Genomic DNA, 16,112 nt, shown 5'->3' with positions numbered 1-16,112 from the left:
TGTAAACTAAAAAACATCAAGCCATCCTGCATGGCTCGATGTTCTTTTAGTTCTTGATATACTTCGGATCTGCAAACAGTGCATTACTTTGATTATATCCGCAAGTTAATTGATCTCTTTACCCGTCCACAATCGAACGCGATCTTTAATCCACTCCGTATACTGCTGTTCCATGGCTACTGCACCTGCATTATCAAGTTCGGTAATCATATTGTCATATATGCCTTCAAAGGCACTTGGAGAGGATGTAATCGCTTCGGCGATCCGTTTCTGAATAATATCCTGCGTTTTCTGGTACACAACGTTATAATCCCCGCTATCCGAAGGAATCGGCATATTATAAGCAGCGCCCCACTCTTTCACCGGAAACTCCTCTTCGGAAGGGAACAAGTCCTTCCATGTAGTGATGCCATAACCTTTCAAAGCTTCTTTTTCCTCATCAGAATAACTTTGCTGTATCTGTTCAGGATAATTCGTTGTATAGTAGTTATCCGTTGAATCTTTGACGCCATCCCCGTAGTGAGCACCAAAAATGTAATACAAGCCTACTCCAGTTTCTTTGGTGAATGTGTTATTGTCTTTGTTTTTACGTTCCTGTACATCGGCTGGAATGGTGCGAACACCGTCTTCCACGTTATATTGCTCACCTTCAACGCCCCAGTTTCTCAATACTTGGCCTTCTTCAGAAGACATCCAATCCAAAAATTTGATGGCACGGACAGGATCTTCACAATCGACTGTTATGCCAATGCCATAACCATCAAAGCCGATATTTTGGAAGTCTTTCCGCTGAAAACTGTCATCTAGCGTGACCGGATAGAAACCGTAGGTCATATCGTCTTTTCCTGCACTTTTCAAAGCATTTTCCGCATCACTGAATCCCCAGCTTGGATCAAGCAAGGATAACACGCGACCACTGGCGATTTTGGACTTATACTGGTCATCCTTCTGAACAAAACTGTCCTTGTCCAGCAAGCCTTCATTGTACATCTTGTTCAACCACCGGAAATATTCCTTCTCCTCGGGACGTTTGTAATGCAGAACGGCTTCGTAGGTGTCCGGATTGATGAAATATTCACCATCTCCAGGTCCTCCAGTAGACATGACAGCGGGATCAGTAACAGTGATCATTCGCCGCCATCCATCTGCACTAAGCGTCAGCGGAATTGTGGGTTGGCCATCATCTGTGGTCGGATGTTTCTCGTAATATTCACGTAGCACTTTTTCGAAATCGTTTAAGGTTTTGATCTCAGGATACCCAAGTTCCTTGACTACACGATGTTGAATGGCGGTACCATTCGTCGCATCAAAGCTGACCTGATCGATCGCACCATTCGTTGGAATCCAATAGATTGAAGGATCGTCATTGCTGTATTTCAACCGATTGAAGTGCTCACCGTAGATCTTTTTCAAGTTGGGGGCGTGTTCTTCGATCAGATCCGTCAGATCAATCATTGCCCCGGCATCAACGAGTCTGGTCAAGTTCCCTTTGGGGAAAATCAAATCCGGATAATCACCGCTTGCAGCCATCAAAGAAATACGGTCGTTTCCGCCTCCGCTCGAAATATCGAATTCAGCATCAATGCTTACACCGGTTTCTTCCGTAATTTTCTTCCCTACCGCATCCTGCATTTTGTTCCAGTTGGGACTTGCATCTGCGCCGAAGAAGGTAAATGTGATCGGGCTGTTGGTGTCACTCGTATTTGATTCGGAATTCTCTCCAGCATTTCCGCAACCGGCGGAAACTAACACAACACTTGTTACGAGACATGCTCCTAGCACTTTTGATACGGCTCTCATTATTTTTCTGCCCCCTAAATGATGTTAGTCGTAATAACCAATCCAGACATTACGATGGTTCACTTTGAAATAGTACACGCTTACATATTCAACCGTTAGTAAACGACTACAACCCTGCCTACCCTATTCCATGTTTAAAGTATAAGGAAGTCTAATCACCCCAACCTTGATTATTAAGCCATGAAAATAGCATGATCTAGACATAAGTCTCAGTAAAAATGTGAAGACCAAAAAAGCGATGGTTGCCCATCGCCTCATAAAGCCAAACCAGCTTTTCAATAATATAACTCCAACGTAAATCCTTGGATTTCTGCTTCAACTTCCCGCAACAATTCCATGACTTGATCAGCGTAATCTCCAAGAATTTCTTTACTTTTCTCGAACCCAATCCATTGAAAAGTAATCGGCATGCTTACAGCCCCAGTCAAGACATCCCATAGAGCGTCCAAATTGCCTCCATAGCTCTCGTCTAACTCAAGCTGGTTCTGCAAAATTTGATGAAGCTCTTCCTTGCTGTGAAAGTCGTTTCCGTTAATCTGAATGATGCTCATATCATTTCCTCCGTTTATTTTAACTGTTCAAATGACTTGTAATGATCTGTCGTCTGGTAGATTAGACCGTCATTCGAGTATAGAATTCGGTCGCTTCCGCGCCGTCCTCCTGAGTAATTTATATCGGCTTCGTACCATATGCGGCCTTTTTTCTTGGGAAGTAGTCCTTCCCGGTTTCCGAACACGTCGCCGCCAATGCTTTTGCCTGGAGCAACTTCTCGCAGGTTACCTTCACTTGGTTCCCAGCCCAGTTCTCTGGCCTCTTTCTTGGTAATGTAATTTGGTGGGAGTTCATTGTGCTCCGAGATATAGTCGGCAACCTCATCAAATCCCATATCCTCCGAAACTTGAGGTGATCCAAGATCAAGTACAGACTCTGATGTACAACCCGAGAACAATAATGCAGCGAGGATGATCACTAACATGTAAGCAAATTTTCTGAAAAACATAATCTTTTCTCCTTTTGATGTTCTTGCTCTTGCTGTCTCCCGTTTTGGTGCTAATTCGATGACAATGCTTCTAATGTTAACGATTTGTGGTAATTAAAGCAATTCTATAAGCCTATTATGGAGTTGAAATTCAATCCATAAAAGCAGTTAACCCTGCTCCATTGAGGCATACTCGTATCCTTCAACAATCAGGACCACCCGTCCAACGGGTGGTTTGCTCTTGGGGTATAACCCCCTGTTGCCAAACTGCGCCTAAAGACGCTAGCCTGACAGCAGGGCTGTTCAGGCTCAGTGTTGTTTGTCACTTTCACTCACCAGTTAAACTGGTTTTACTTCTTTTTGCTCCGATTACTGCTGAATGGATCTTCGTATTCTTTTACACTCAGCTTATCTAACGCTTGATCATGTGCTTCTTGTTCATGAATATATTTTCTTACCGTTGCTTCATTTAGACCCACTGTACTCACATAGTACCCTTCTGCCCAAAACTTTCGATTGCCGTATTTATACTTGAGCTGGGCATGCTTCTCGAATATCATTAGCGAACTTTTTCCCTTTAGATATCCCATGAACGTGGAGACAGCTATTTTCGGTGGAATCGCTACCAACATATGAACATGATCGGGCATCATATGACCTTCTATAATTTCTACTCCCTTGTACTTACATAGACGTCTAAAAATTTCGATTAAGTCTTTTCTCACTTGATTATAGATTTCTTTCCGTCTATACTTCGGGGTGAATACAATGTGGTATTTGCACATCCACTTTGTGTGAGCTAGGCTATAGCTCTTGTTTGCCATCTAAGACCATTCCTTTCTTTGAGCCTGAACATCTCAATTTTATCGGAATGGTCTTAGTGGTCAAACCCTCGATTCCTCCACCCGCATAGCGGGTGGTTTTTTGTTTCGCGCGTTACACGCACTCAACTGGCTAAAGCCATAACAAAAAAAGCCGCTAAAATAGCGACTTTAATCGTACCACGGATCATTACCGTTCAACACATTAATTTATTATATTATATTATTTTAATTTATCTATCCAGTTCCCTAATGCTGCTACAACCTCTTCCAACTGCTGTTCTTCCGCAATAGCAGGCTGATTGTCCCCTTTTTGCATGCCGTATGAGCCAAATTGACCGTGATTTCCACCCTCAATACTCACATATGTCGTTTTTTCCGGAAGATTTGTTTTGGAGTTCTCCCATTCTTCCCAGTTAAGTACTCCGTCGTCCGAGCCTGTAATCTGTAAGATAGACAAGTCCGTATTCTTCAAACTACCCCCTTCGTCTGCATAAGAAGCCAAGAAAAAGACGCCTTCCAACTTCTCCTTGTGCTCCGCAGCATACCGTGCTGCAAATGACCCTCCCAACGAATGGCCACCAATAACAAACGCTTCGTCAGGATGTTCCTCGATAAAGGAATCAGCCTTGTTTTGACCGAAAATCGCCAAGTTTATTGGCATGTTCGCGATATATACGCGGTGACCCTGTTCTGCCATTTCTCTGGCAAGTGGAGAATAACTTTCAGGTTCAACCAGACCACCTGGATAAAAAATAATATTCGGTTTGGTTATCTCTGTACCCACGGGTTCAAATCGGTAACCGTCCTTAAGCTTGGCGACATTAACCTGAGCATCACTTGTCATCGCCGTTTCAGCTCGCTCAGAAGGACTATACGTAACCGAATTGAGATATACGTAAACGCCGGCCACGATGATAACGATGGACAAGATGGTCCACATGATTATTTTTTTCCATTTGTTAGTACGTTGTGCTGTTTTCAACCTTAAAACCACCTTAGTATGAGGATAATGATATGTCTTATTTAACTCTTCATAATTATACTTACCGGTAAGTATAATTACAAGATGATTTTGCTTACTATCGTTATTTGTCATAAAATATTCATGGAGGGAAGTCTAATGACAGAAAAATCACCTAAACGATTGCCTGGAAGACCCAAACATGGCAACGATGATATCTCAATTCAGCAAACCATTATTCAAACCGCTTCACAGTTATTCATGGAGTATGGCTACGAAACAGTCACGCTTCAGCAAATTGGCAAAACATGTAGCGTGTCAAAACCAACCATTTATTATCATTTCACCAGCAAACCCGAGCTTTTTAAGATTGCCTTTACAACGATGTTACAGAATGTGAGCCGGTTAACCTCGCATATCCTTGATCAAGCCGAGAATCTGGAGTCGGGGCTTGTGCGTCTGGCAGAGGCCAGACTGGGAAATCCACATGCGGAGATTGAAACCATGCTCAGAGAAGCTGAGCCTTTTCTTGAACCAGCTCAAATTCAGGATATACGCAACGCGGAGCATCAGATTCATGAAGTGTTAGCCTCCCATTTCCAACGGGCAATGGATGAAAACAGACTGCGAACGGACGATCCATTTTTCCTCGCAGAGACTTTCTCGACATTGATGTTAATGGGTAACCGGGAAGATAACCTGCATAAATATGGTTCCAATCTTTCATTGGGCCAGAAGCTAGTAAATATTTTCATTCGCGGAGCGCAGTAAAACTGAACTGATTATGTATTAGTAGTTAGTTTACATCTTTAATTGGTCAATCGCTTTATCCATTCTGCTCGAGACGAGAAATTCTACCTTATATAAGCATGATAAGCGCAAAGGAAGGTGTAGTTTTGGAAATTCTAACATGGCAAGAGGTTCACTTGATACTTCCTCTTCTCATAGAGATCAAGAATAAAGCTGTATTTGTGTATTCCGTACTTGAGCAAAAACAACAAGGAACTGTATACGTAAACAACAAGCACAACATAACCTCAGCCCTGATCACAAGCTGTGGTGGTTTTTACTGTCTACTGGGGACGGCTAGCAATCCAAAATTTAATGATGACGTCATTCGATTTTTAATAAACAAAAAGAATCATATAATAGATTTTTATGCACTGGCACTATTTTCGGAAGATTGGATCGATTTACTTGATAACTATGAATTACCGAACGCAAAGAAAATCAAACGCACATATTTTTCGTTCAATAAGATGAAGTTTACCGAGAGATACCAAGGAGATACTCTCACTTTAGGTAAACACTTTAAACTCGTAGAATTAAATCCATCCATTGCAACGAAGTACATTAAGGATTTTTACTCCTACTATTCAATTGTATGGGACTCTGTACCGCACTTTATTGCTAATGGTATTGCGCATTTTATTACTCGAGATAGTGAAATTGTTAGCGTCTGCTCTTCCCCATATGTAGGTGGTGGTTATGCGGAGATCGATATCATCACACTTGAGGAACATAAGATGCAGGGATTGGCTACAGCTGTCGGCGTTCGGTTCATTCAAGAGTGTATAAACAAAGGATTAGTACCGAACTGGTGCTGTCACGCCGATAATATTGAATCATTACATATGGCAAACAAGCTTTGTTTTGATAAGATCGAGGAGCAACCAATGTATTGGTATAATGCATAAATGTGCAAAATTCAGGGCAACAAGGAGAGCTTACATGAATATCCCTAGAGGAACCTATGGGTTTCGATTCGCGGAAGACAAGGAGCTCCAACTGTGTGTACTGTATGCGGCTGGATGTGATTCAATAACCGATCCTTCTTATCATTGGGATGGACTCGAACGTTCGGACGGGCCTCTTCTGTTATTCCAATATACAGTCTCGGGTGAAGGTGTATTTGAGTCGAATAATCGCATTCATCATGTTACCGCAGGACAAGCTTTTTTGGCAGAAATTCCAGGGCCACATCGCTATTACTACCATTCAGCATCAAAAGAACCTTGGGAGTTTCTGTTCCTGCTGTTCAGGCCCACTCTTATTCTGCCCCATTGGAGAAAATTTCTTCGTGAAGCGGGAGAAGTTCCCTATCTTCCCGCTGATTGTACACCCATCCGACTGTTGCGGATGATCGTGACTGATGCGGCGGCAGGCAGAATCACTGATCCTCTGATCGCATCATCCAGCGTATATCAGTTCATGACAGAATTGACTCGATTACAGAAAACAACATTGCACAACAGGGAGAATTGGTCTGAAAACATTCAAATAGCCGTTGAATACATAGAAAACAACTACTCCAAGATGATCAGTATCGATCACCTAGCGGAGCATGTTTCCCTTTCCAAATATCACTTTATACGTCGCTTTTCCTCCAGTACGGGCTTGACGCCAGGTGTTTATCTAACCCGTGTACGTACCGAGAAAGCAATGGAACTGCTGCGCGGAACTTCTCTTAGCATTGAAGTCATCGCCGAGCAAGTCGGGTATTCCAGCGGAAGTTATTTTATCAAAGCCTTTCGCAGCATAACAGGCGTTACGCCAGGTGAATTTCGTAGTGGCGGAGAAAGCCTTGTGTACCGTAAATTGTTCTTCGACTAACCGCAATATTTTGCTATTCGAGACTCAACATTACTGTAGATATTAATAAAATCCTTTATTATGATGAAGTGAGCGAGAGCAATAATTAATCCATAAAGGAGCATTCCCATGAATCATACACTTGCAGCATCAACTCCACCGCTTGGCTGGAACAGCTGGGATTGTTACGGCGCAGCCGTTACGGAAGACGAAATTCGTGGCAACGCCGAGTACATGGCAGAACATCTTAAAGACTTCGGCTGGAGCTATATTACGGTCGACATTCAATGGTACGAGCCTTTGGCCAATTCTTCGCAATATCGTCCGTTCGTTCCACTCATCATGGATGAATATTCGCGGCTTATGCCTGCCGAGAATCGGTTTCCCTCCGCTGCAGGTGGACAGGGATTCAAGCCATTAGCCGACTACGTTCATAGTCTGGGGCTGCAATTTGGCATTCACATCATGCGCGGTATCCCACGTCAAGCTGCACATGCTGGGACTCCGATCCTGGGAACAACCGCCACTGCGCGCGATATTGCTCATCCGAACTCCATCTGTCCCTGGAATACGGATATGTATGGTGTTGATAGCTCAAAAGAAGGCGCACAAGCCTACTACGATTCGCTTTTTGAACTGTATGCACAATGGGGCGTTGACTTGGTGAAGGTTGACGATATCGCTGCTTCAAGGCTCTATGACACCCATCAACCTGAGATCGAAATGATATCCAAAGCGATTGAGCGATCCGGTCGGCCCATGGTACTAAGTCTCTCTCCTGGCCCTGCTCCGGTGGAATACTCAGAATTCTTGGCTGATCATGCCAACATGTGGCGTGTCACGGACGACTTCTGGGACCTCTGGCCACTGTTATTGGATATGTTCGACCGCTGCCGGACGTGGCAAGGCGTTCCCAAAGCAGACTGCTGGCCAGACTGTGATATGTTGCCTTTGGGTCATATCGGTATCCGTTCTGTAGACGGTGGTGGAGCAGATCGCTGGACTCGGTTCACACCTGACGAGCAGTTGACGATGATGTCACTGTGGAGCATCTTCCGTTCCCCGCTCATCTTTGGTGGTGAACTGCGAGATAACGATGACTGGACACTATCCCTGCTAACTAATCGTGAGGTTCTGCGAATGCATCGCGAGAGTTACGGAGCCAGAGAAGCCTTACGTAAAGAAGATCTTATTGTGTGGACTGCCCAGCATACGGATGGTTCCTCTTACGTCGCTGTGTTCAACATCGGTGAGAATGCTCTACCTGTGGATCTGTCCATTGATGAGGTGGGACTGTCCAGCATTACCGAAGGTACCGAATTGTGGAGCCGAGAAGCAGCCGAATTTACGGAGAATTCCTTAGTTACTACTGTACCTGCGCACGGTGTGCGTCTCTATCGGTTTTCCTAAGCTTGCAAAAGAAAAAGAGAGGTCTGTCGTTCATTAGACAGACCTCTCTCTCATTTCATCAGTATGTATCCATGGCTTGAACGGCCAGATGAAATGCTTTAATCCTTCTTTCTAGAAGAGTCTTTTGTGGGCTACCTTCTTTGGAATTGGCATACATGCCCTCTAGAGATGGGAACAATCCCATCAAGACAAGACGAGCTTCTGCGATATCTTCCTCCGTGTAGGGATGAGATTTCTGATTCCATACCTTTTCCAACAGTGCTAGGCCGATGTATAAAGCTTGGAGACGTTTCTGTAACAATGTTGTGTTATTCCTTTTCTCAGTCATATTCACTAAGGCATTTTCCGATTTGCGGATGGTTGATTGAAAGGCTTTAATGGATTGCAGTTGATCTTCTTGTGACACGTTTTCCATAGAGTATAGACCTCACTTTCTTGGCTTAGTTTGTTCGGTCTTTCTATTAAATCACCTCATAAATATAACAAAAAAAGCCGCTAAAATAGCGACTTTCAATGTATTCATTCTCGATTCAGTGCTAGAGTACCTTTTCCAAAAAGCTGATCGTCCGTTCATTCTTCGGATTTCCAAATATCTCTTCAGGAGTGCCCTGCTCGACAATATAACCACCGTCCATGAAGATCACACGATCAGCTACTTCACGGGCAAAACCCATCTCATGGGTAACAATCATCATCGTCATGCCTTCGCTCGCGAGGTCCTTCATAACACCGAGGACTTCTCCTACCATCTCAGGGTCAAGCGCCGACGTCGGTTCATCAAATAACATAACATCCGGATTCATAGCAAGCGCACGAGCGATAGCTACACGTTGTTTTTGTCCACCTGACAGTTGTGTTGGGAAACTCTCTGCTTTATCAGACAGACCCACACGCTCAAGTAATTTGAGTGCTGTATCACGAGCCTGCTGTGCATTTAATATCCCGAGTTCTCTGGGCGCAAACATGATGTTTTTAAGCACACTAAAATGAGGGAACAAGTTAAAATGTTGAAATACCATGCCAATATTTTCGCGAGCTTTGTTCAGGTTGGTTTTAGGGTCATTCAGGTCCTGATCATCCACGATAACCCGGCCTGCCGTAATCACATCTAATTGGTTAATGCAGCGCAAGAAGGTACTTTTTCCCGAACCGGAAGGCCCGATGACACAGACAACTTCTCCTTCGTTGACCGCCACATCAATTCCCTTGAGGACCTGATTCGAGCCGAAACTTTTTTTCAAACCTTCAACTTTTATTTTAGCCACGACGAACCTTCACCTCCAGATAATCAGCAATTTTGGTCAATGTGATAATGACAATCAGGTACATAACCGCAACCGTTAACCATATGTCAAAAGAGGAGAACGTTCTTGCAATAACGATTTTACCCGATTGTGTCAACTCTACGAGACCAATAACGGACAAGATTGACGTATCCTTCAACGTGATAACCATCTGGTTAATGAAGGAAGGAATCATAACCCGCACTGCCTGCGGAATGACAATCTTTATCATCGCTTTGCGATAAGGAAGTCCCAATGAACGAGCTGCCTCCATCTGACCACGATCAATCGATTGAATCCCGCCTCGGATAATCTCGGTTACGTACGCCCCTGCATTCAGACTAAGTGTCAGAATAGCCGCCAGGAACAATGGCATCGTGAAGCCCATCGCCTGTGGAATCCCGAAATAGATAAAGAATGCCAGGACAATCAGCGGAATACCGCGGAAGATATCTACAAATACAGTGGCAACACCACGAAGGAATTTGTTCTGTCCCACCTTCATGAATCCGAAAATCAGACCGATGATAAACGCAAATAACAGGGATACAATCGTGTATAAAAGTGTTTTTCCCAGACCTTTAAAAAGTGCAGGAAGAGATTTCTGTATTAACTCCCAACGCCCCAGATTTGCGACTTGGGAATTCTCTCCAACATATTCTTCGATAATGCGCTTGTACTCACCGTTTGCTTTGATATTCACAAGACCAGCATTAAACATCTCCAGAAGTTCCTGATTTTTACCCTTACTTACCGCAAATCCGTAGGAAGCTCCGTCTTCTTTGGCGGTAACGATTTTCAAACCATTATTCTGCTTTACCCCATATCTTAGAACGGGTTCATCTTCAAAACAGGCCACCGAGTTACCGGTCTTTACATCATCATACATTTGATATGATTCATCGAATGGGACAACGGTAAAGCCATATTTTGAGGCGATGGACTCAGCAAAGCTGTACCCTTCTGTTCCCGTTTTTACAGCGACCTTTTTACCACGAAGATCTTCGTAACTTTTAATGGTATCATTATTGGAACTAATCCCCATAACAACGCCTGAATCATAATATGGCTCTGAAAAATCAAATTTCGCTTTTCGCTCATCCGTAATACTCATCCCTGCGATCACACCATCGACTTGATTCGCCTCAAGTGCCTGTACAGCTGCGTTAAATCCCAGGGATTTGATTTGATACTTGAAATTTTGATCTTTGGCGATGGCATCCAGCAAATCCATGTCGATACCAACAAAATCACCATTCTCATCTTCATATTCGAATGGAGCAAATGTGACATCAGTTCCGATAACATAGGTTTTACCGGAATCGGACGCTGCGGCAGCGTTCCCTACCCATCCTGATAGACCGCTCACCAGGAGCAGCATCAGTGAAAGTATAAAAAATGAGATCTTCGTTGTTTTCATGTGTCCTCCCCGTCTCGGTAATGTCCGAATAATCATTATTTTCTTTGGAATCGGTATTACGGTTATGCTTATTGTCGATCTTCTGCCCATTTGATTGTTATTATTTACTGTATATTAACAATCAATGCTTTGCCTTTCCACTTGCAACATTTTCCTCCATCATTTTTTTCCAACCAGTAAAAGTCCTTTTAATACTTACCCTTTAAGTAAGCTTCGCGAAACCCAATATTACATTGTGAATCTGAAAAAAGTTACATTTACTTTAAAACGTATTATTTAAAATTTAAAACTCAAAAAAGCCGCGATTTCCGCGACTTTTTATTGTACAGTTTTTTATAATCTATTAATTTGCTCTGGTTGTCAATACAATCTCGAACTTCGAACCAGCTTCACCCGCGAATACAATAGTTCCGTTCTCAGGCAACACAATTTCGTTTTGTCCACTGACCACTGTATGATTAATGCCTATGCCAGCTTGGTTATATACAGCAAATGCGCTGTTTGCAGACATCTTGACCTTCATTTCTTTACCTGCAGCTGATGCTGGAATCGAATACCATGTGGCATGACCATTCGCCTGAATCGTTGTCTTCGATTGTTTTCCTGCATAGATCGGTTTGATGACGTCTTGAGCAGCATAAACGTTGCCTCCAGCTGTAACATATTCCACGCCATTTTCCTCATAGAAATTAAACTCCATCGTGTCACGGCCCGCCAATCCAGGAATTTGCAATTGGTTCACAGCTTGGTTAGCTCCAACGATTTTATTCGTGTAGACATAACCCGGCAGCTCATTAAAAGTATGAATGGGAATCATCGGCATCGCTGCGTTGTACAGTGTTGATGTGTATTTTTCATTGACCAACACGTAGGCTTTGCCTTCCCGTTTCTGCCATGCGGCCTTTACTTCTTCCGACAATTCATTGGTTTCAAGCTTTTCTGCCTTATATTCAGAGGAAGCAACTTGCCCAAGCCCAGGAACAGACTGATACGAGTGAGACCACAAATATGTGTTCCCGTTGACTTCCTGAACGAACTTCAGCTTTTCCGTAGCCGCATCATTAACAAATGATCCATCAGCGGTGTACGTATAGGTCTGATCAGAACTGTTAGGAGACGACAGATTAGATAGCGTTAATTGCCCATCATCTTTTACGTCCAGCTTCATTAACATGTTTGCCCCACCCGCGTACATGCCTGTGTGCTGTGTAAGTTCCTTCGGCATGGTTGTTTTCATCGGTGTATCATGTGACTTCTCCGGCTTACGCTCTGGAATGATATTCTTCTCCTCAAGCGCACTAAGCAACAGCTCAGTTGCCAGCAATTGATCCGTTGAACTATGACCACCCGAAGAGGTTACGGCAGCAGCCATATTATACTCCGGAAGTACAATCAATGAGGAATGATAGGTTATTGTATTGCCACCTTTGCTTACTGCCTGGATGCCGTAATCATTAAAAGGAAACAGGTTCACGCTGTCCCAGCCCAGGCCGTAACCAATAGAAGAATCGCCTTCTTCCGGCCACATGCCTCTCTTGTATTCTTCTTGCTCCATGGCCTCTACGGATTCCTCCGAAAGAACACCTTCAACCTCACCTGTAAAGATTTTCGAGAACTGAATCAGATCTTCAGCGGTGGAATAGATGCCTCCCGAGGCAATCATATTTGTAGTCTCTAATGGGAGTTGCTCCTCATCCGAAGGGGCATATGTTGCTGCCATCTGGCTGAAGTCCACAATATCCTGCGGTGTTTTGGTATGCTCCATACCAAGGGGTTCAGTTATGTACCGGTGCATGAAAGTTGTGAAGTCCTTGCCGCTGACCCGCTCAACCAGAATTTCAGCTAATGTAAAACCGTCATTACTATACACCGAGTATGCGCCAGGATCGGCCTTCAGATGTTGCGTCGCCAATTGTTCCAGTAACGTATCATGTGCATAGGTATCATTATCTCCAAACAGTATTGCACTGTTACTTGACGTTCCTAGAAGTCCGGATGAATGATTCAGTAACATGCGTGGTGTAATCTGTTGGTAACGCTTGTCTTTCATTTTAAAGTCCGGAATATACTTCACGACAGGCTCATCAAGATTGATCTTGCCCTGGTCCACTAGCTTCATTACGGCGGTTGTGAGCATCATTTTGCTGGTTGAACCAATACCATACATGGTATCTGAAGAAAGCGGGATGTTGTTTTTCAGGTCGCTTTTGCCTGCCTGACCGGAGATCACAATCTCACCCTCATCCATCAGTGCGTACTGCACACTTGTCGTAGCGTATGATTCAGTGAGTACCTTGGCCTTTGCACTTACTGCCTTTTTAGTTAGATCATACGTAGAACTACTACCGTTACTGGTAGCGGGTGTGGCCATGGCCGACATTGGGGACATCATTGCAAACACCAAAGTTATGGCGGCGATAGACGTTCGTTTCTTTCGTGTCAATCTCATCTTCTCCTGTCTAGTCTATGGATTGGGAATCTCTGTGTTCGTACTCCCGTAGTGTAACCGAAGATGATGAACTGTCTGTGGCTTGAATATGAATCGAGTATGAACCAAGCAGGACCGACCGAAATAAGTTGAACACACGGTAAAAATCGCTTTAGTCCAGCTTTGTTTTGTTTGCAAATTAAACTTTTGCTATAATGGTATATCAATCAATGGAGTGCCAATAACATGGCTAAATACATGAATAAATGCAATCCATAATTCAGCATGAGTAATGGAGTTGAAGCAATGCTAAAAGTTAATCGGAATGACCAACGCCCGATCTGGCAGCAACTTTTGGATCAAGCGATTCATAATATCACAACCGGGAAATGGCAACCAGGCGAATTGCTACTCCCCTCACGCGAACTTGCTCAATTAATTGGTGTTTCACGCTCAACCATACAGATTGTGTACGAGGAATTATTCAGTCGAGGGTATACGATAACCTCCCGACGAGCCGGGACAAGAGTTAGTGATTGGACATATGCACCTCGTTCATCAGAAGGCGTCACGATGCAAGGGCCTATTCCGCCCGATCTGCCTACACTAAACGAATCGATTGGTCATCTGCATAGTTGGTTTGGCAATAGAGACAATCGCAAAATAGAAATTGATTTTAATCCCCACGAGCCTTATCTGGATGAAAGTTTCACAAAAGCCTGGAGGCAATCTTTTTTACAAGCTTCTACTGAACCCAATCTGGATCTTTGGGCTTATGGTGATGCCAGAGGGTTATTGGCGTTAAGAGAGCAGATTCAACGTTATTTGTCACTTGAACGAGGCATTCATATCGATGTTGATCAAATCTTGTTAACCTCAGGTGCACAACATAGCATTGATTTAATTGCCCAGGCTCTCTTAAGTGAGGGAGACAGAGTTTCGGTTGAAGATCCCGGCTTCCCTGCCGCTTGGATGGCGATGAAATACCGCCGGATGCAAGTCGATCCCGTTCCGGTTGATGAGTATGGATTATGTGTAGATCATATTCACCCACAGACGAAACTCGTATTTGTCACACCTTCTCATCAATGCGCCGTTGGTGTTATTATGTCGGAGCCACGCAGGCAACAATTGATGCACTTGGCAGCTCATCATCGATATTGGATTGTTGAGGATGACTACGATAGCGAATTTAGGTACCGTGGAGATCCACTTCCAACTATATTTAGTCAGCAACCTCAGAATACGCTTTATATGATGAGTTTTTCTAAAATGGTTGCACCTGGCATTCGACTATCCGCTATCATCGGCCCCAAAATAGCCATCAATCGCCTTACCCAAGTTCATGAATTAACCTATCGTCATCTGCCGATTATGGAACAATTAACGCTAACTCATTTTATTGAGCGTGGTCATTTTATGCGCCATATGAGAAGAGTTCGGAACATATATCGACGCAGACACGAAGTCATGACCAAAGCCATTGTTGCTTCTGGGCTAGGCTCGCGATTTACATTAAGTGGTGTGGAAACGGGATTACATATGCTTCTAGAATCTGAAACGTCATTTGACGAAGAAGTGCTGACGAATGCTGCCCTTGATCAAGGTGTACGAGTGTATCCGCTTAGTAAATATTGCTTGGAGAGTCATCGAAAAGGATGGATATTAGGTTTTGCGAAAGTGGATGAGGAGCAGATTGAGGAAGGCATACATCGGCTTGCAAAGATTGTATTATGATGGAGAACATGCTCTCCAATCGGATTCGAAAGGATGTTTTTTGTAATGAAAATTTTAGTGTTAGGAGCCACCGGACGGGTTGGAAGTCATTTCGTCTCCAATGCCCTACGTTCCAATCATCATGTAACTGCACTGGTTAGAAGCCCGGATAAGGTACAAATCAACGATGACAATTTCATTCTGCATCAAGGAAACGCTCTAGTCAAAGAGGATATTCATCACGCCATACAGGGTGTGGATCTCGTTGTTAGTTCCTTAAGTACCGATGGAACGACTACATTATCGCAATCCATGGGACATATTGTTGAGGCTATGGCTCAGGAGCGTATCAAAAGAATCATTACCATTGGTACCGCAGGAATATTGGAAAGTCGAACGGATTCTGGCTTGCTTCGTTTTCAATCCCCTGAGTCCAAACGTAAGTCCACGCGAGCAGCTGAAGAGCATCTGGAGATGTACAACATTCTCAAGGCTTCAGAGTTAGAATGGACCATCGTGTGTCCTACCTACTTATTTGATGGAGAATCTCTTGGTAAGTACCGGGTTGAGCGCGACTATTTGCCTGACGGTGGAACTTCTATATCTGTAATCGATACTGCGGAGTTTGCTTATCAGCAATTAATGTCTGATGAGTATGTACAGTCTCGTGTAGGTATAGCCTACTAGGGCTGTATTAAG

15 protein-coding genes are annotated in these 16,112 nt (G+C 43.7%); 6 read left to right on the top strand and 9 right to left on the bottom strand.

Translation table 11 applies throughout. The features are described 5' to 3' along the window. Window positions 1-105: 105 nt before the first annotated feature. The 5 genes from V6668_RS14990 to V6668_RS14970 form a co-directional block, all read right to left on the bottom strand. Window positions 106-1,800 (bottom strand): ABC transporter substrate-binding protein, encoded by a 1,695-nt coding sequence (locus V6668_RS14990; protein WP_338708828.1) that lies wholly within the window; start codon window positions 1,798-1,800, stop codon window positions 106-108. A 275-nt stretch (window positions 1,801-2,075) separates the two neighbouring features. Continuing rightward, window positions 2,076-2,351 carry a barstar family protein gene (locus V6668_RS14985; RefSeq protein WP_036615935.1) on the bottom strand — a complete coding sequence of 92 codons (276 nt, stop codon included), beginning with the start codon at window positions 2,349-2,351 and terminating at the stop codon, window positions 2,076-2,078. 14 nt (window positions 2,352-2,365) lie between these two features. Continuing rightward, window positions 2,366-2,800 (bottom strand): ribonuclease domain-containing protein, encoded by a 435-nt coding sequence (locus V6668_RS14980; RefSeq protein WP_338708827.1) that lies wholly within the window; start codon window positions 2,798-2,800, stop codon window positions 2,366-2,368. Between the two features lie 329 nt (window positions 2,801-3,129). Then, window positions 3,130-3,603: an IS200/IS605 family transposase gene (gene tnpA, locus V6668_RS14975; protein WP_338708826.1), complete on the bottom strand. Its 474-nt coding sequence runs from the start codon at window positions 3,601-3,603 to the stop codon at window positions 3,130-3,132. Between the two features lie 220 nt (window positions 3,604-3,823). Beyond that, window positions 3,824-4,585 (bottom strand): alpha/beta fold hydrolase, encoded by a 762-nt coding sequence (locus tag V6668_RS14970; RefSeq protein ID WP_338708825.1) that lies wholly within the window; start codon window positions 4,583-4,585, stop codon window positions 3,824-3,826. A gap of 138 nt (window positions 4,586-4,723) precedes the next feature. Here V6668_RS14970 and V6668_RS14965 point away from each other — a divergent pair, with 138 nt between their 5' ends. The 4 genes from V6668_RS14965 to V6668_RS14950 all read left to right on the top strand — a co-directional run bounded on the left by V6668_RS14965 (window position 4,724) and on the right by V6668_RS14950 (window position 8,566). Next, window positions 4,724-5,335 (top strand): TetR/AcrR family transcriptional regulator, encoded by a 612-nt coding sequence (locus tag V6668_RS14965; RefSeq protein ID WP_338708824.1) that lies wholly within the window; start codon window positions 4,724-4,726, stop codon window positions 5,333-5,335. Window positions 5,336-5,460: 125 nt separating this feature from the next. After that, window positions 5,461-6,261, top strand: coding sequence for a GNAT family N-acetyltransferase (locus V6668_RS14960; protein ID WP_338708823.1), 801 nt, complete (start codon window positions 5,461-5,463; stop codon window positions 6,259-6,261). A gap of 34 nt (window positions 6,262-6,295) precedes the next feature. Further along, window positions 6,296-7,177, top strand: coding sequence for an AraC family transcriptional regulator (locus V6668_RS14955; RefSeq protein WP_338708822.1), 882 nt, complete (start codon window positions 6,296-6,298; stop codon window positions 7,175-7,177). A gap of 108 nt (window positions 7,178-7,285) precedes the next feature. Beyond that, window positions 7,286-8,566 (top strand): glycoside hydrolase family 27 protein, encoded by a 1,281-nt coding sequence (locus tag V6668_RS14950; RefSeq protein WP_338708821.1) that lies wholly within the window; start codon window positions 7,286-7,288, stop codon window positions 8,564-8,566. Window positions 8,567-8,624: 58 nt separating this feature from the next. Here V6668_RS14950 and V6668_RS14945 read toward each other — a convergent pair whose 3' ends face one another. The 4 genes from V6668_RS14945 to V6668_RS14930 all read right to left on the bottom strand — a co-directional run bounded on the left by V6668_RS14945 (window position 8,625) and on the right by V6668_RS14930 (window position 13,718). Next, the gene (locus V6668_RS14945; RefSeq protein ID WP_338708820.1) at window positions 8,625-8,981 is read right to left on the bottom strand and encodes a hypothetical protein; all 357 of its coding nucleotides are present in this window, start codon (window positions 8,979-8,981) and stop codon (window positions 8,625-8,627) included. A 121-nt stretch (window positions 8,982-9,102) separates the two neighbouring features. Next, complete coding sequence (locus tag V6668_RS14940) at window positions 9,103-9,831, bottom strand: amino acid ABC transporter ATP-binding protein (protein WP_036615952.1); 729 nt, start codon at window positions 9,829-9,831, stop codon at window positions 9,103-9,105. Next, entirely contained in the window at window positions 9,824-11,269 is a 1,446-nt protein-coding gene (locus V6668_RS14935; RefSeq protein ID WP_338708819.1) for an amino acid ABC transporter substrate-binding protein/permease, read from the bottom strand. The genes V6668_RS14940 and V6668_RS14935 overlap by 8 nt, the downstream gene beginning before the upstream one ends. Before the next feature lie 343 nt (window positions 11,270-11,612). Continuing rightward, window positions 11,613-13,718 (bottom strand): serine hydrolase domain-containing protein, encoded by a 2,106-nt coding sequence (locus V6668_RS14930; protein ID WP_338708818.1) that lies wholly within the window; start codon window positions 13,716-13,718, stop codon window positions 11,613-11,615. A gap of 285 nt (window positions 13,719-14,003) precedes the next feature. Here V6668_RS14930 and V6668_RS14925 point away from each other — a divergent pair, with 285 nt between their 5' ends. Together V6668_RS14925 and V6668_RS14920 are read left to right on the top strand one after the other, a co-directional pair. Continuing rightward, window positions 14,004-15,434 carry a PLP-dependent aminotransferase family protein gene (locus tag V6668_RS14925; RefSeq protein WP_338708817.1) on the top strand — a complete coding sequence of 477 codons (1,431 nt, stop codon included), beginning with the start codon at window positions 14,004-14,006 and terminating at the stop codon, window positions 15,432-15,434. 45 nt (window positions 15,435-15,479) lie between these two features. Beyond that, entirely contained in the window at window positions 15,480-16,100 is a 621-nt protein-coding gene (locus V6668_RS14920; RefSeq protein WP_338708816.1) for an SDR family oxidoreductase, read from the top strand. The last annotated feature ends 12 nt before the right edge of the window (window positions 16,101-16,112 follow it).

Source organism: Paenibacillus amylolyticus (assembly GCF_036894225.1).
Lineage (GTDB): Bacteria > Bacillota > Bacilli > Paenibacillales > Paenibacillaceae > Paenibacillus > Paenibacillus amylolyticus.
This window is presented reverse-complemented; position numbering and strand designations above follow the sequence as displayed.

Excerpts from the sequence above, each read along its gene's own strand:
- V6668_RS14985 (WP_036615935.1), bottom strand. The coding sequence starts at position 2,351 with ATGAGCATCATTCAGATTAACGGAAACGACTTTCACAGCAAGGAAGAG.
- V6668_RS14990 (WP_338708828.1), bottom strand. The coding sequence starts at position 1,800 with ATGAGAGCCGTATCAAAAGTGCTAGGAGCATGTCTCGTAACAAGTGTT.
- V6668_RS14920 (WP_338708816.1), top strand. The coding sequence starts at position 15,480 with ATGAAAATTTTAGTGTTAGGAGCCACCGGACGGGTTGGAAGTCATTTC.
- V6668_RS14955 (WP_338708822.1), top strand. The coding sequence starts at position 6,296 with ATGAATATCCCTAGAGGAACCTATGGGTTTCGATTCGCGGAAGACAAG.
- V6668_RS14930 (WP_338708818.1), bottom strand. The coding sequence starts at position 13,718 with ATGAGATTGACACGAAAGAAACGAACGTCTATCGCCGCCATAACTTTG.
- V6668_RS14950 (WP_338708821.1), top strand. The coding sequence starts at position 7,286 with ATGAATCATACACTTGCAGCATCAACTCCACCGCTTGGCTGGAACAGC.
- V6668_RS14980 (WP_338708827.1), bottom strand. The coding sequence starts at position 2,800 with ATGTTTTTCAGAAAATTTGCTTACATGTTAGTGATCATCCTCGCTGCA.
- V6668_RS14935 (WP_338708819.1), bottom strand. The coding sequence starts at position 11,269 with ATGAAAACAACGAAGATCTCATTTTTTATACTTTCACTGATGCTGCTC.
- tnpA (WP_338708826.1), bottom strand. The coding sequence starts at position 3,603 with ATGGCAAACAAGAGCTATAGCCTAGCTCACACAAAGTGGATGTGCAAA.
- V6668_RS14925 (WP_338708817.1), top strand. The coding sequence starts at position 14,004 with ATGCTAAAAGTTAATCGGAATGACCAACGCCCGATCTGGCAGCAACTT.
- V6668_RS14945 (WP_338708820.1), bottom strand. The coding sequence starts at position 8,981 with ATGGAAAACGTGTCACAAGAAGATCAACTGCAATCCATTAAAGCCTTT.
- V6668_RS14965 (WP_338708824.1), top strand. The coding sequence starts at position 4,724 with ATGACAGAAAAATCACCTAAACGATTGCCTGGAAGACCCAAACATGGC.